Origin of the sequence: Streptomyces maremycinicus (genome assembly GCF_001184025.1) — a bacterium.
In the GTDB taxonomy this organism is placed as follows: Bacteria; Actinomycetota; Actinomycetes; order Streptomycetales; family Streptomycetaceae; genus Streptomyces; species Streptomyces maremycinicus.
In genome coordinates this window covers 125,331-138,401 of record NZ_BBYG01000012.1, presented here as the reverse complement: position 1 = coordinate 138,401, position 13,071 = coordinate 125,331, and the positions used below count along the sequence as shown (strand labels likewise).

Annotated in this window: 13 protein-coding genes and 1 tRNA gene; 11 read left to right on the top strand and 3 right to left on the bottom strand. The window is 71.7% G+C overall.

The genetic code is table 11. The annotated features are described in order from the left end of the window. The first annotated feature begins 27 nt into the window (after positions 1-27). The 4 genes from repSA to AOQ37_RS40425 all read left to right on the top strand — a co-directional run bounded on the left by repSA (position 28) and on the right by AOQ37_RS40425 (position 2,894). The gene (gene repSA / locus AOQ37_RS13710; RefSeq protein ID WP_062645119.1) at positions 28-1,407 is read left to right on the top strand and encodes a replication initiator protein RepSA; all 1,380 of its coding nucleotides are present in this window, start codon (positions 28-30) and stop codon (positions 1,405-1,407) included. Beyond that, the gene (locus tag AOQ37_RS13705; RefSeq protein ID WP_062644697.1) at positions 1,401-1,619 is read left to right on the top strand and encodes an excisionase family DNA-binding protein; all 219 of its coding nucleotides are present in this window, start codon (positions 1,401-1,403) and stop codon (positions 1,617-1,619) included. Before repSA ends, AOQ37_RS13705 begins: the two co-directional genes overlap by 7 nt. Continuing rightward, positions 1,619-2,797 (top strand): tyrosine-type recombinase/integrase, encoded by a 1,179-nt coding sequence (locus tag AOQ37_RS13700; RefSeq protein WP_062644695.1) that lies wholly within the window; start codon positions 1,619-1,621, stop codon positions 2,795-2,797. The genes AOQ37_RS13705 and AOQ37_RS13700 overlap by 1 nt, the downstream gene beginning before the upstream one ends. A gap of 3 nt (positions 2,798-2,800) precedes the next feature. Continuing rightward, positions 2,801-2,894 (top strand) — tRNA-Ser (locus tag AOQ37_RS40425). Positions 2,895-3,509: 615 nt separating this feature from the next. On the opposite strand, the gene AOQ37_RS40420 is transcribed toward AOQ37_RS40425, so the two are convergent. Beyond that, a complete protein-coding gene (locus tag AOQ37_RS40420) occupies positions 3,510-3,671 on the bottom strand; it encodes a hypothetical protein (RefSeq protein ID WP_159401339.1) in 162 nt (53 codons plus the stop codon). A gap of 200 nt (positions 3,672-3,871) precedes the next feature. After that, a complete protein-coding gene (locus AOQ37_RS13690) occupies positions 3,872-4,765 on the bottom strand; it encodes a bifunctional DNA primase/polymerase (RefSeq protein WP_062644694.1) in 894 nt (297 codons plus the stop codon). 408 nt (positions 4,766-5,173) lie between these two features. On the opposite strand from AOQ37_RS13690, the gene AOQ37_RS13685 reads away from it, so the two are divergent. The 6 genes from AOQ37_RS13685 to AOQ37_RS13660 all read left to right on the top strand — a co-directional run bounded on the left by AOQ37_RS13685 (position 5,174) and on the right by AOQ37_RS13660 (position 10,956). Beyond that, positions 5,174-5,488 carry a hypothetical protein gene (locus AOQ37_RS13685; protein ID WP_062644693.1) on the top strand — a complete coding sequence of 105 codons (315 nt, stop codon included), beginning with the start codon at positions 5,174-5,176 and terminating at the stop codon, positions 5,486-5,488. Positions 5,489-5,822: 334 nt separating this feature from the next. Further along, entirely contained in the window at positions 5,823-6,830 is a 1,008-nt protein-coding gene (locus AOQ37_RS13680; protein ID WP_062644692.1) for a bifunctional MaoC family dehydratase N-terminal/OB-fold nucleic acid binding domain-containing protein, read from the top strand. Continuing rightward, positions 6,827-7,264 carry a MaoC/PaaZ C-terminal domain-containing protein gene (locus AOQ37_RS13675; RefSeq protein WP_062644691.1) on the top strand — a complete coding sequence of 146 codons (438 nt, stop codon included), beginning with the start codon at positions 6,827-6,829 and terminating at the stop codon, positions 7,262-7,264. The genes AOQ37_RS13680 and AOQ37_RS13675 overlap by 4 nt, the downstream gene beginning before the upstream one ends. Then, entirely contained in the window at positions 7,261-8,442 is a 1,182-nt protein-coding gene (locus AOQ37_RS13670; protein WP_062644690.1) for a lipid-transfer protein, read from the top strand. Before AOQ37_RS13675 ends, AOQ37_RS13670 begins: the two co-directional genes overlap by 4 nt. A 147-nt stretch (positions 8,443-8,589) precedes the next feature. Continuing rightward, on the top strand, positions 8,590-9,138 hold the full coding sequence (locus AOQ37_RS13665) for a SigE family RNA polymerase sigma factor (RefSeq protein ID WP_062644689.1): 549 nt from the start codon (positions 8,590-8,592) through the stop codon (positions 9,136-9,138). Positions 9,139-9,300: 162 nt separating this feature from the next. After that, positions 9,301-10,956, top strand: coding sequence for a long-chain fatty acid--CoA ligase (locus AOQ37_RS13660; protein ID WP_062645118.1), 1,656 nt, complete (start codon positions 9,301-9,303; stop codon positions 10,954-10,956). 165 nt (positions 10,957-11,121) lie between these two features. Here AOQ37_RS13660 and AOQ37_RS13655 read toward each other — a convergent pair whose 3' ends face one another. Continuing rightward, complete coding sequence (locus AOQ37_RS13655) at positions 11,122-12,336, bottom strand: MFS transporter (RefSeq protein ID WP_062644688.1); 1,215 nt, start codon at positions 12,334-12,336, stop codon at positions 11,122-11,124. A 129-nt stretch (positions 12,337-12,465) separates the two neighbouring features. Between AOQ37_RS13655 and AOQ37_RS13650 the strand changes: the two genes are divergently transcribed. Further along, entirely contained in the window at positions 12,466-13,050 is a 585-nt protein-coding gene (locus tag AOQ37_RS13650) for a TetR/AcrR family transcriptional regulator (protein WP_062644686.1), read from the top strand. The last annotated feature ends 21 nt before the right edge of the window (positions 13,051-13,071 follow it).

Genomic DNA, 13,071 nt, shown 5'->3' with positions numbered 1-13,071 from the left:
GAGGCCGTGGCCGGTGCTGCGGCCTTCATGGGTACCGACCCCGTGACCCTGGCTGATCTGCTGCGGGTCGCCTCGGCTCCCGGGTTCGACCGGTGGCGCGACCAGGTACGCCGTACGGGTGGCTGCTCGGACCCGATCCACCTGTCCGGTACGACGGTCACCCGTGACGCCCTGACCGGGGACGTCCTCTACTCGTACTCCACGGCCGAGGAGCCGGGCGGACGTCTGCGGGTCGCCTGCGGCAATAGGCGGGCCTCCCGCTGCCCCTCCTGCGCCTGGACGTACGCGGGCGACGCCTACCACCTCATACGCGCCGGACTCACCGGTGACCCGCGCATGGGAATCCCCGACGGAGTACGCATCCACCCCGGCGTGTTCGCCACCCTGACCGCGCCCTCCTTCGGGCCGGTCCACAACCGTCCCGAGAACGGTCGCTGCCGCTGCGGTGTCGCACACTCCGAGGACGCCGCCGAACTCGGCACGGCGCTCGACGCTGACACGTACGACTACGCCGGAGCCGTTCTCTGGAACAACCACGCCGGGGACCTCTGGCGACGCTTCACGATCTACCTCCGCCGGGAGATCGCCGCTCGCGCTGGCATCACTCAGGCCACGCTGCGGGAGGTCTGCCGGATCTCCTTCGGCAAGGTCGCCGAGTTCCAGAAGCGCGGGGCGATCCACTTCCACGCCATCGTCCGACTGGACGGTCCGGCCGGTCCCGACGACTCCCCGCCCGAGTGGGCCAGTACGGCACTGCTCGGGGATGCGATCCGTGATGCCGCCGCCCGAGTCTCCGTCCCGGTGGCGCCTGCCGATGACCACCCGGCGCGCGTCCTGCGCTGGGGTGCCCAGGTCGACGTACGGGCCATCGGCACCGACGGCCAGGAGCTGAACGAACAGGCCGTGGCCGCGTACGTCGCGAAGTACGCGACCAAGGCCGCCGAGTCCACCGGCACGGTCGACCGCCGCGTCGGGGAGCTCTCCGAACTCGACAAGCGGCCGGACCTGCCCGACCACACTCGGCGTCTGATCCGAGCCTGTCATGCCCTTGACCAGCACTACCCGGACCGCAAGCTCTGGGCCTGGGCTCACATGCTGGGCTTCCGCGGCCACTTCCTCACCAAGTCCCGCCGCTACTCCTCGACCTTCGCCGAACGGCGCCAGGTCCGCGCCGACTTCCGCGCCCGCCAGGAGCGTAGGGAGCGAGGACTGCCCGAAGACCAGGAGGACGCGGAACGCTCCACGCTCGTGCTCGCCCACTGGGCTTACGCCGGGCATGGCCATTCCCCCGGCGAATCCTGGCTCGCCGCATCGATCGCAAAGGAGATCCGACTGAACCGAGAGACGGCCCGTGAAGCGCTGGCCGACGTATCTGAACTTGATCTTGATGCTGAGGGGGAGTGGTGAGTGTGGATCGGCTGTTGAGCGTGCAGGAGGTCGCCGATCGGCTCGGTACCGGCGTGAGGTTCCCCCGTCGGCTTGTTGAAGAACGTCGCATCACCTTCGTGAAGGTCGGCCGACACGTGCGGATCCCGGAATGGGCTCTTGAGGCGTACGTGGCCGAGAACACCGTGCAGCCGATCACCCTTCGGCCCAACGCGCTCAGGAGGGCGGCCTGATGGCTGGCAAGCGCAAGTCCCGCCGCGCCTTCGGCCGGATCCGCAAGCTCCCCTCAGGCCGCTTCCAAGCTCGATACCCCGGGCCCGATGGAGTGCTCCGCCCGGCCGACCGGACGTTCGCCACCACGACGGACGCCGACCGGTGGCTTGCCCGGAAGCGCATCGAGATCGAGGAAGGGCACTGGCTCGACCCCGCCGAGGGGCAGACATTCGTACGTGACTGGGCGGCACGGTGGCTTGCAGCCGTCTCCCCCCAGCTCAAGCACAAGACGCAGGCCTCGTACCGGTCTCTGATCAACTCGCTGATCAACCCGGCTCTCGGGGACCGTGAGCTGTCCAGCCTGCGGCCGATCACGGTTGCCGAGTGGGTCGGAGGGATGAAGACCAAGGGGCTCAGCGCTTCCAGGATCCGGCAGGCGTACCGCGTCCTGTCGCAGGTTATGCGGGCCGCCGTCGACAACGGCATGATCCCGCAGACGCCATGCCGGGGCGTGAAGCTGCCTCGGATGCCACAGACCGAGCCGCACATCCTCACCCCGCTCGAAGCCTCACGGGTCGTACAGAGTGCCGCCGAGCCTCACGGACTGCTGATCGCGCTCCTCGCGTATGCGGGCCTGCGTGTAGGTGAGGCGTTCGCCCTCCGGCGCGCGGACATCGACGTGTCCGGCGGCTTCGTCCTGGTCGACGAGAACCTTGCCGAAGCCAACGGCACCTTGGTCTTCGACACCCCGAAGTCCCATCAGAAGCGGCTCCTTCGCGTCGGCCCGTCGCTGGCGCAGCGGCTCGGCCGGCACTTGGAGACTCTGCCCGGCGGGGATGACACGCTCCTGTTCACCACGCCAGCGGGGAAGCCGTTGCGCTACAACCAGTGGCGCAAGGCGTACTTCGACCCGGCCGTGGCTGCGGCTGGGCTGACCGACGTCACTCCACATGACCTCCGGGCCTCGCACGGCACTTGGGTGGCCGACCGGTACGGCGTGATGACCGCCGCTCATCGCCTTGGCCATTCGAACGCGAGCGTCACGACCCGGCACTACGCCCGGCCGGTCGCCGGTCGCGACGACCAGGTGGCCGAAGCGGCCGACTCTTGGCTCAGCGGGCACGATCACGAGCCTGGGGCACGTAGCGGGCACGATGACGATGACGACGGCGCTGACGGAGTCCTCGTACCCGCCTGACCTGCGGTGGAGCGGCTCACCATCCCTATCGCCGAGAGGTCTTGAAAACCGTCGTGGCAGCGATGTCACCGTGGGTTCAAATCCCACACCCACCGCGTCGAGAGCGGTACGGACGGCCCCTGACCAGGTGAATCGGTCGGGGGCCGTCGTCATGGGCGTTGGCTGTCGGCCGGTGTCCGCCTAAGGGGTCGACAGGTCCGGGGTGTCCGGGCGCCCGATCATCTCCACGACCTGTGCCAACTGCTGCGGGCGGGCCCACAGCCTTACCGGACCTCGAGACGACTCACACTCGATCACCAGCGCGCCGAACGGGATCCGCCACGTCTCGCGGGACGTCGCACGACGTGCGCGGACAAAGCGCAGGTCGGCCGGCAGTTCGCGCAGCCGCGTCCACGGCCGGCGAGGCTGCCATCGGAACTCGCTCCCGGTCCGCACCCGGCCCAGGCTGTACCGGCGTCCCTCGTCCGGCCGTTGGCCCCGACCAGGAAGAAGACCGCTTCGCCTGCCGCGGCCCGTTCAGCAGCCCGCCGCGCCCGCCGTGCCACGAGCACTGTCCCGATCGCCCAGCCGGCCAAGACGCAGATCGTGATCGTCATGCGTGAAGTAGAACAGGCGGCCAACCGGGCACCAAGGGGTCGGACATACCCGCGATCTCACCACGATGGGTACCTGATGAGAGTCCCGACGGAGTGGGTGCGAAGAACAGTTGGGGCTAGGCGGTGAGGAGGCCCGCGAGGGCGAGTGCGGCCAGGGCGGTGTAGAGGCGGGGCTTTCTCCAGCCCGGTCCCGACGCCTGGCGGGACAGTTCCCAGCTGCCCACCAGGCCGCCGCCGAGGCCCAGCGTGCTCCGCAGCAGAAAGACGGTGGTGTGCACGGGAGCCTCCGGGGAGCGTTGAACGGAGGGGCAGGTTATCCCCGGCGGCAGTCCTGATGCGGGGTGGGGCGGTACCCGCGGTGCCGTGCTTGCCGGGATCGAGGTGTCCGGCCGTGCGCCGGTGGCGCTGCGGTGTCGGCGCTCGGCGGGGGCGGGAGCCTGCTCCGACTCGGCCGGTGTACGGCGGAGCGCCGGGGCCGTCATGGTTCGGGGCGGTGGGCGGTCATGCGGGCCGCCGATGTGATGGTCCCGCGTGCCTCCCGTGCCGTCAGGCCGGTCCGTACGGCGGCGTCGACCAGGTCCTCGGTCAACTCCGGGCCGATGCCGTCCTCGTAGGCCCGGCAGGCCGCCCAGAACAGCCGTGTGTTGCGCTGCCCCTCATGGGCGGCCAGGACGAACTGGACCAGGCCCCTGCCGTGTGCGCCGCCCGCCGCCGAGCCGAGGCCCGGGCGGGAGGAGCGCGGCGGTGGCAGCAGCAGGCGCAGGAGGGAGCGCGGGCAGGGCGCGGGGGTGAGGTGGGCGGTGCCGGGAGCGGTGGCGTAGACGCCGTGGGCGGTGCGGGAGCCGGGGCCGACCAGGTAGCCGCCGGCGCCCCGGATGTCGATGCCGGGGGCGAGTCGGCCGGCCGAGTTGGGGACGACGACGTCCGGCGGGCCGGTGAGCCACAGGTGCCGTCCGCCGGACGGGGTGAGGACCACGACGGTGGGCGGGATGGTGAAGAGGTGCCGCAGGGCCAGTTCGCGCAGGGCGGCCGTGGAGTCCGTGTCCGACTTGGTGTCCAGGTCGACGCCGATGAGGTGGTGCGGGGGCAGGCCGCAGGCGATGCCGTAGCCGGTGGCCCAGGGCGCGGCGGCGAACAGGGCGCGGATGCGGGCCGGGTCGGTCGAGGCGTCGTACACGCCGTGGCCGAACCGGCCGCACTCGCCGTGGCAGGGCGGCCCCGCGGGCTCGGGTGTGTCGCGGTGGGGGGAGCGCAGGGCCGGGAGTTTCGTCCGGGACAGGGGGATGACGGCCAGGCCGCGTTCGGCGGCCGACAGGGCGTGGGCGAGGGCCAGCGTGGTGGCCTGCCGGGGGTACCGGTCGGTGGTGGCCATGAATCCAGTGTCGTACAGGTGTTCGATAAAGGGAAGAGGGTGGGGTGCGACGCGCCCGAGGAGGGGCGGTGGAGGCGGAAAGGTGCCGGAACTCTGAGGGAACGCTTCGCCTGGTGCGGGGCCCGGCGGATGGGTGTCCGACTTGCCGGGGGTTATGGGGTATCGGGCAGGAAACATGGCATGGGGGGTTTATCGACTTGTCATCACGCTTGAGTGCGAATAGCGGCTTCCGGGGTGGTTCGCCGGTGGTCCGTGGGCAACTCTGGACTCGCGACGTCGTCACAAGCGCCGGGGCGGTCGGCCAACTGCCCGGGCAAAAGCCGTACTTCATGCCCTCCGTGCAGGTCGCGCGCCGCGTGCGCCTCATGTGTCCCGGGTATGCACGTACTTCCGTTCTGGAGGAATCACATGGCAAGCATCCGTACCGCCCGCGTCATCGCCGCCGTCTCCGCCCTCCCGCTGGCAGCCGCCCTCTTCTCCGGCGCCGCGGTGGCGGACAACGGCGGCTTCGCGGACGACGGATCGAACGCGGGTGTCGCGAGCGTCGTCGGCAGTGGTATCGGGCACGACAACAGGGGCAACTCGGCCACCACCCAGCAGAACGCCGTCGGCTCGGGCGCCTCGAACCAGAACAACTCCGCGCAGGTCAACGGGTCCGCGTTCACGGCGATCAACCAGGGCAACAGCAATGTCGGGGTCACCTTCACCCCGCTGTGGTGGTGACCGGGGCGGTGGCCTGAGGGTGCGGGTGTCCGGCGCCGGCCCCGGGGGAGGGGAGCTTCGCGCCGGGTGGGGGGCGTGTGTGGGGGGCAACGCGTCTGCGCGGCGGTACTTCGGTACCGCCGCGCAGGCGTTTCTGGACGCGTCGCCCTCCCGGTACTCGACCTCGGTGTCCGAGACGGCCTACGCGGACGCGTCTTCGTGCGCGCATCCGTACGCGTCTGCCGGCCTGCCTCCGCACCCGGGAGTGACCTTGACAGGCGGCGGCATCTGACGGACAGTCAGAAACCGTTCCCGGTGAGCCCCGGTGAGCCTTTCCCGCGGAAGGAGTACGGCCGTGGACGACGAGTTCCCCACGCGGGACGAGGACGAGCTGCACACGCGGCTCAAGGCCTACGAGGGCCGCGCCGCGACGGTCGCGGGCGTCGGCCGGGACCCGGTCAACGCGCCCATGATCCGGCACTGGTGCGAGGCGATGGGCGACCGGAACCCGGCGTACACCGGCCCCGACGCGATCGCCCCGCCCACCATGCTCCAGGCGTGGATCATGGGCGGCCTGAGCGGCCACGGGGGCCGCGCGCGGGCCTACGGCGAGCTGCTCGCGCTCCTCGACGAGGCGGGCTGCACCTCTGTCGTCGCCACCGACTGCGAGCAGGAGTACCTGCGCCCGCTGCGGCCGGGGGACGAGGTCACCTTCGACACGGTGATCGAGTCGGTCTCGGGGCGGAAGACCACCAAGCTGGGCACCGGGTACTTCGTCACGACCCGGACGGACATCCGGGTGGGCGGCGCGTCGGCCGGCACCCACCGCTTCCGCATCCTCAAGTACGCGCCGGCCGGGCACGACCTGAAGGACCGGGACCAGGACCGGAACCAGGACGGGGACCGGAACCAGGACGGGGACCGGAACCAGGACCGGGGCCGGCAGGAAGCAGCGCGGCGGCCGCGGCCCGTCGTCAACCGGGACAACGCCGGTTTCTGGGAGGGCGTCCGACGCCACCGCCTCCTCGTCCAGCGCTGCACCGCGTGCGCCACGCTCCGTTTCCCCTGGCTCCCCGGGTGCGGCACCTGCGGTTCGGCGGGGTGGGACACCGTCGAGGCGAGCGGCGAGGGCACGGTCTACTCGTACGTCGTCATGCACCACCCGCCCTTCCCGGCCTTCTCCCCGCCCTACGCGATCGGCCTGATCGAGCTCGCCGAGGGCGTCCGGATCGTCAGCAACGTGGTCGACGTGCCCTACGACAAGGTGCGGATCGGCCTGCCGGTGGAGCTGGAGTTCCGGGCCTACGACGACGATTCGGTGCTGCCCGTGTTCCGCCCGCGCGCGGGGGAGGCGGCCGCGTGAGGGCCGGTGACGAGCTGCCGCCGCTGGAGATCGCGATCACCCGCACCCTGATCGTCGCCGGCGCCCTCGCCTCGCGGGACTTCCAGGACGTCCACCACGACCCCGAACTGGCCCGCGCCAAGGGGTCCCCGGACATCTTCATGAACATCCTGACCACCAACGGCCTGGTGGGCCGCTACCTCACCGACCACTTCGGCCCGGCGGCCGTGCTCCGCAAGGTCGCCGTCCGGCTCGGGGCGCCCAACCACCCCGGGGACACCATGGTGTTGCGGGGCAGGGTCGAGGAGGTCGAAGGGGACACCGCCGTGGTGCGGGTCACCGGGGACAACGGGATCGGCCGACATGTCACCGGGACGGTGACGGTGACAGTTCCGGGCCTGGCTCCGACCCCGGCCCCGGACCCGTCCGACGGTCGGCCGGGCGGTGTGGGATGAGTGTGCGGACGCGGGACTCCCTGGGTGGCCGGGCGGCGATCGTCGGTATCGGGGCCACGGAGTTCTCCAAGGACTCGGGGCGCAGCGAACTGCGGCTGGCGGCGGAGTCGGTGCGGGCGGCCCTCGCCGACGCGGGCCTCACGCCCGCCGACGTGGACGGGCTGGTGACGTTCACGATGGACACCAGCCCCGAGATCACCGTGGCGCAGGCCTGCGGCATGGGCGAGCTGTCGTTCTTCTCCAGGGTCCACTACGGCGGTGGGGCGGCCTGCGCGACCGTGCAGCAGGCGGCGCTCGCCGTCGCGGCCGGGGTGGCCGAGGTCGTGGTCTGCTACCGCGCCTTCAACGAGCGGTCGGGACGGCGCTTCGGCTCGGGTGTGCGGCACCGCGAGCCGTCGGCGGAGGGGACGGCCCTCGGCTGGACGCTGCCGTTCGGCCTGCTCACCCCCGCCTCCTGGGTGGCGATGACGGCGCAGCGCTATCTGTACGCGTACGGGCTGACGCCGGAGGACGCCTTCGGGCCGGTCGCCGTGACGGCCCGCCGGCACGCGGCGGCGAACCCGGCGGCGTACTTCCACGGCCGGCCGATCACCCGCGCCGACCACGCGGCCTCGCGCTGGATCGCCGAGCCGCTCAGGCTGCTGGACTGCTGCCAGGAGACGGACGGCGGCCAGGCGCTGGTCGTCACCTCGGTGGAGCGGGCCCGGGACCTGCGGCAGCCGCCCGCCGTGGTCACCGCGGCGGCCCAGGGCGCCGGCCGGTCCCAGGAGCAGATGACCAGCTTCTACCGCGACGACCTGACGGGCCTGCCGGAGATGTCCGTGGTCGCCCGCCAGCTGTGGCGCGGCTCCGGTCTGGCGCCGGCCGACATCGACGTGGGCATCCTGTACGACCACTTCACCCCGTTCGTGCTGATGCAGCTGGAGGAGTTCGGCTTCTGCGCCCCGGGCGAGGCCCCGGCCTTCGTCGCGGAGGACCGGTTGCCGCTGAACACCCACGGCGGTCAGCTCGGCGAGGCCTACCTCCACGGGATGAACGGGGTGGCCGAAGCCGTACGGCAGCTGCGCGGCACGTCCGTGAACCAGGTGCCGGGGGCCGCCCGGACCCTGGTGACGGCGGGGACCGGGGTGCCGACGTCGGGCCTGGTCCTGACCGCGGACGGAGCCGTGGAGGGATGAGCACCCAGGGGTCATCCCGGAGTAGTCGCCGTCGTCCCGTCCACCTTCAGGAGGTGGGGCGGGCACCACCCCTACAACCTGAGAGGGATCCGGCTTCGGGACCTGCGGCCGATCCGCCCGAGCGGGCCGTGAACCTAGCGTGGAGCCATGACCACACCCGTCTGCACCAGCGCTTCGCACGGCATGACGCGGCCTTCTCCGTACCCGTCCTTCGCGTCGTACGTCAGGGCCCGACAGCCGGTGCTGATGCGCACCGCACGGTCGCTGACCGCGAACCCGAGCGACGCGGAGGACCTGCTCCAGACCGCGCTCGCCAAGACCTACGTCGCGTGGGAGCGGATCGAGGACCACCGGGCGCTCGACGGCTATGTCCGCCGTGCCCTGCTGAACACCCGTACGTCGCAGTGGCGCAAGCGCAAGGTCGACGAGTTCGTCTGCGACGAGCTGCCGGAGCCGGAGCCGCTCGTCTGCGCGGACGACCCGGCGGAGCGGCAGGCGCTGCACGACGCCATGTGGCGGGCGATCATGAAGCTGCCCGCGCGGCAGCGGGCGATGGTCGTCCTCAGGTACTACGAGGACCTCAGTGAGGTGCAGACGGCCGAGGTGCTCGGTGTCTCGGTGGGCACGGTGAAGTCGGCGGTGTCGAGGGCGCTCGGCAAACTGCGCGAGGACCCCGAGCTGGTTCTCGTCCGCTGACGGGGCCCGCCGAAGAGGGCTGGATCTCCGGCCCGGCCGCGATCGGGGCCTGACGTGATCTGATCGATCACCGCTCCCTAGTGACATACCGCGCGGTATGTGCGCAGAATCAGCACAACCGTTACCACCGCGTAGGCAATGTCGCCGCCCTGGGAGGACGCCGTGCTGAGCACCATGCAGGACGTACCGCTGACCGTCACCCGCATCCTCGAGCACGGTGTGCTGGTGCACGGCCGCTCCCGGATCACCACCTGGACAGGTGAGGGCGAACCGCAGCGGCGCAGTTTCGCCGAGGCGGGCACCCGCGCGATACAGCTGGCGAACGCCCTGCGCGACGACCTCGGCGTCCGCGGCGACGACCGGGTGGCGACCCTGATGTGGAACAACGCCGAGCACGTGGAGGCGTACTTCGCGATCCCCTCCATGGGCGCGGTGCTGCACACCCTCAACCTGCGCCTCCCGGCCGAGCAGCTGGTGTGGATCGTCAACCACGCCGCCGACAAGGTCGTCATCGTCAACGGCTCGCTGCTCCCGCTGCTCGCGCCCCTGCTGCCGAAGCTGCCCACCCTGGAGCACATCGTGGTCTCCGGTCCGGGCGACCGCTCGCTCCTCGACGGCGCCCACGCGCGCGTGCACGAGTACGAGGAGCTGATCGCGGACAAGCCGCGGACCTACGACTGGCCCGAGCTGGACGAACGCCAGGCCGCCGCCATGTGTTACACCTCCGGGACCACCGGCGACCCCAAGGGCGTGGTCTACAGCCACCGTTCGATCTACCTGCACTCCATGCAGGTGAACATGGCCGAGTCGATGGGCCTGACCGACCAGGACACCTCGCTCGTCGTCGTCCCGCAGTTCCACGTCAACGCCTGGGGACTGCCGCACGCCACCTTCATGACCGGCATCAACATGCTGATGCCGGACCGCTTCCTCCAGCCAGTGCCCCTCGCCGAGATGATCGAGAGCGAGAAACCGACCCACGCGGCCGCCGTCCCCACCATCTGGCAGGGCCTGCTGGCCGAGCTCACCGCCAAGCCGCGCGACGTCTCCTCCCTCACCCAGGTCACCATCGGCGGATCGGCCTGTCCGCCCTCCCTCATGACCGCGTTCGACGAGCTGGGCATGCGGGTCTGCCACGCCTGGGGCATGACGGAGACCTCCCCGCTCGGGACCGTCGCCCGTCCGCCGGCCCACGCGGTCGGCACCGACGAGGAACTCGGCTACCGCCTCACCCAGGGCCGCTTCCCGGCCGGTGTCGAGGGCCGCCTCACGGGCCCCGGCGGCGAACGCCTCCCCTGGGACGGCGAGTCCGCGGGCGAGCTGGAGGTGCGCGGCACATGGATCGCCGGCGCCTACTACAACGGACCCGACGGTGAGCCCCTGCGCCCCGCCGACAAGTTCAGCGAGGACGGCTGGCTGAAGACGGGCGACGTCGGCACCATCTCCCCCGACGGCTTCCTCACCCTCACCGACCGCGCGAAGGACGTCATCAAGTCCGGCGGCGAGTGGATCTCGTCGGTGGACCTGGAGAACGCGCTGATGTCCCACCCGGACGTCACCGAGGCCGCCGTCGTGGCCGTCCCGGACGACAAGTGGGGCGAGCGCCCGCTGGCCACGGTCGTCCTCAGGGAGGGCGCCACCGCGGACTTCGAGGCCCTGCGTGCCTTCCTCGCCGCCGAGGGGCAGATCGCCAAGTGGCAGCTCCCGGAGCGCTGGACGATCATCGAAGCGGTCCCGAAGACGAGCGTGGGCAAGTTCGACAAGAAGGTGCTGCGCCGGCGGTACGCGGAGGGCGAGCTGGACGTCACCCGGCTCTGACCGCCCGAGCGGCGGGTACGCCGGGCAGGGCACCTCGCGGCCCCTGCCCGGCGTCCACCGTCTCCTCACGTCCGCGGATCACCGTCGTCCGCGGATCGCCGTCGTACGGACGGCGGTGGCGTACGGACGTCCCCGTCGTACGGAGCCCGCCGCGTCGTGCGGAGATCAGCGTCGTACGGACGTCGTCGTCCAGCCCAGGAGCAGCCACGCGCCCGCGACCGCGACGACGCCGGTCCAGCCGAAGTGGGTGAAGGCGAGGCCGGCCAGGGCCGAGGCGGTCGCGCCGCCCGCGAACCCGGCGACGACATAGGCGCTGTTGGCGGTCGCCGGGGCGGAGGTGGTCGTCAGGGCGAGGGTCTGGTTGGCGACGTGGGAGGCGACGAGCGCCGCGTGGATCACGATCGCGGCCACGAAGAGCGCCGCGAGCACCTGCCCGCCCAGCCAGAACAGCGGGACCGAGACCGCGGCGAGGAGATACGCGCTGCGGACGACCTTGGCGGCGCCGAAGCGGTCGACCAGACCGCCTGCCAGGGGCGCGACGACGCTGGCGGCCAGGCCGAAGAGGCCGAAGAGGCCCGCGGTCGCGGTCGACAGGCCGTAGGGCTCCTCGCCCGTCAGCAGCAGGGCCAGCGAGGTCCACAGGGCGCTCCAGGCGCCGTACATCCCGGCCTGCCGCACGCAGGCCCGCCACAGGTCGGGCGAGCGCCGCACCAGGCCCGGCATCGCGGTGAGCCCGGTGAAGAGATGGCCCTCGCGGGGGCGGCGGTCCTCGGTGGGGAGCGCCGCCGCGGTCAGCAGGCCCAGGACCGTGGTGAGGACGGCCGCGCCCACGAACACCGCCCGCCAGCCGAAGGCCTGCCCGGCGAGCCCGCCGAGCACGCGGGCCGCGACGATGCCGGTGAACAGCCCGGCGATGACGGCGGCCACGTGCCGGGCGCGCCGGTCGGCGGGCGCGCGGGCGGCGACCAGCGGCACGAGGAGCTGCGGGACGACGGTCGCCGCGGAGGCGACGAGCACGGCGGCCGCGAGCGCGCCGGTCCCGGCGGCGGTGGCCGCGGCGACCAGGGCTCCCGCGGTGACCAGGGAGAGGACGGCGACCAGACGGCGCCGGTTCACGCGGTCGCCGAGCGGGGCGAAGAACAGCAGCCCGGCCGCGTAGCCGAACTGGGCGACGGAGGCGATCCAGGCCACGGCCGACGGCGCCGAGTCGAAGTCGTGGGCGATGAGGGGGAGCAGCGGGGCAGCGAGGTAGATGTTGGCGGCCGTGACGGCGGTGCAGAGGGCGATGAGGACGAGGAGGAGCCCGTTGCGGCGGCCCGCGACCGCCGAGGGGGCGACGTCCTCGCCCGCTTCTCGGACTTGTGTGACTTCGGACGGCATGGCGGACGTCCTCCTTCTTGCGTCTCTAGCAACTAACCAGTTGGTTGGAACAAGGGGGAAACAGTCTGCGGCGCGCGTGAATTCCCTGTCAACCAACCAGTTGGTTAGTTCCCTGGCTACGATGGTTCCATGGCAACCACCAGGGATCCCGAGGCCACCCGAGCCCGGATCTTCGACGCCGCCGTCGCGGAGTTCGCCCGCCACGGCATCGCGGGCGCCCGCATCGACCGCATCGCCGCCGAAGCCAAGGCGAACAAGCAGCTCATCTACGCCTACTTCGGCAACAAGGCCGAGCTGTTCTCACAGGTCCTCGGCCGCCGCATGCTGGACCTCGCCGCCGCCGTCCCCGTCGACCCGGACGACATCGAGGGCTGGCTCGACCGGGTGATGGACTACCACGGCGCCCACCCCGAGCTGCTGCGGCTCCTGTACTGGGAGGGCATCGAGTACGGCGGTACCGAGCTGCTCCCCGACGAGACGGAACGCCAGGAGCACTACGCGCTCAAGGTCGCCGCCATCCAGGACGGCCAGGACCGGGGCGTGATCTCCGACGCGATCCCGGCCCCCGACCTCTTCTTCCTGCTGATCGCGATGGCCAACTGGGCTGCGTTCGTCCCCCAGATGAGCCGCATCCTGGCGGGCTCCGAGGACGCCGACCGCGAGCGCCTGCGCGCCTCCATCAAGGAGGCGGCGCGGCGGATGGTCGCCCGGTAGGAGGCACCCGACGGACCCGCC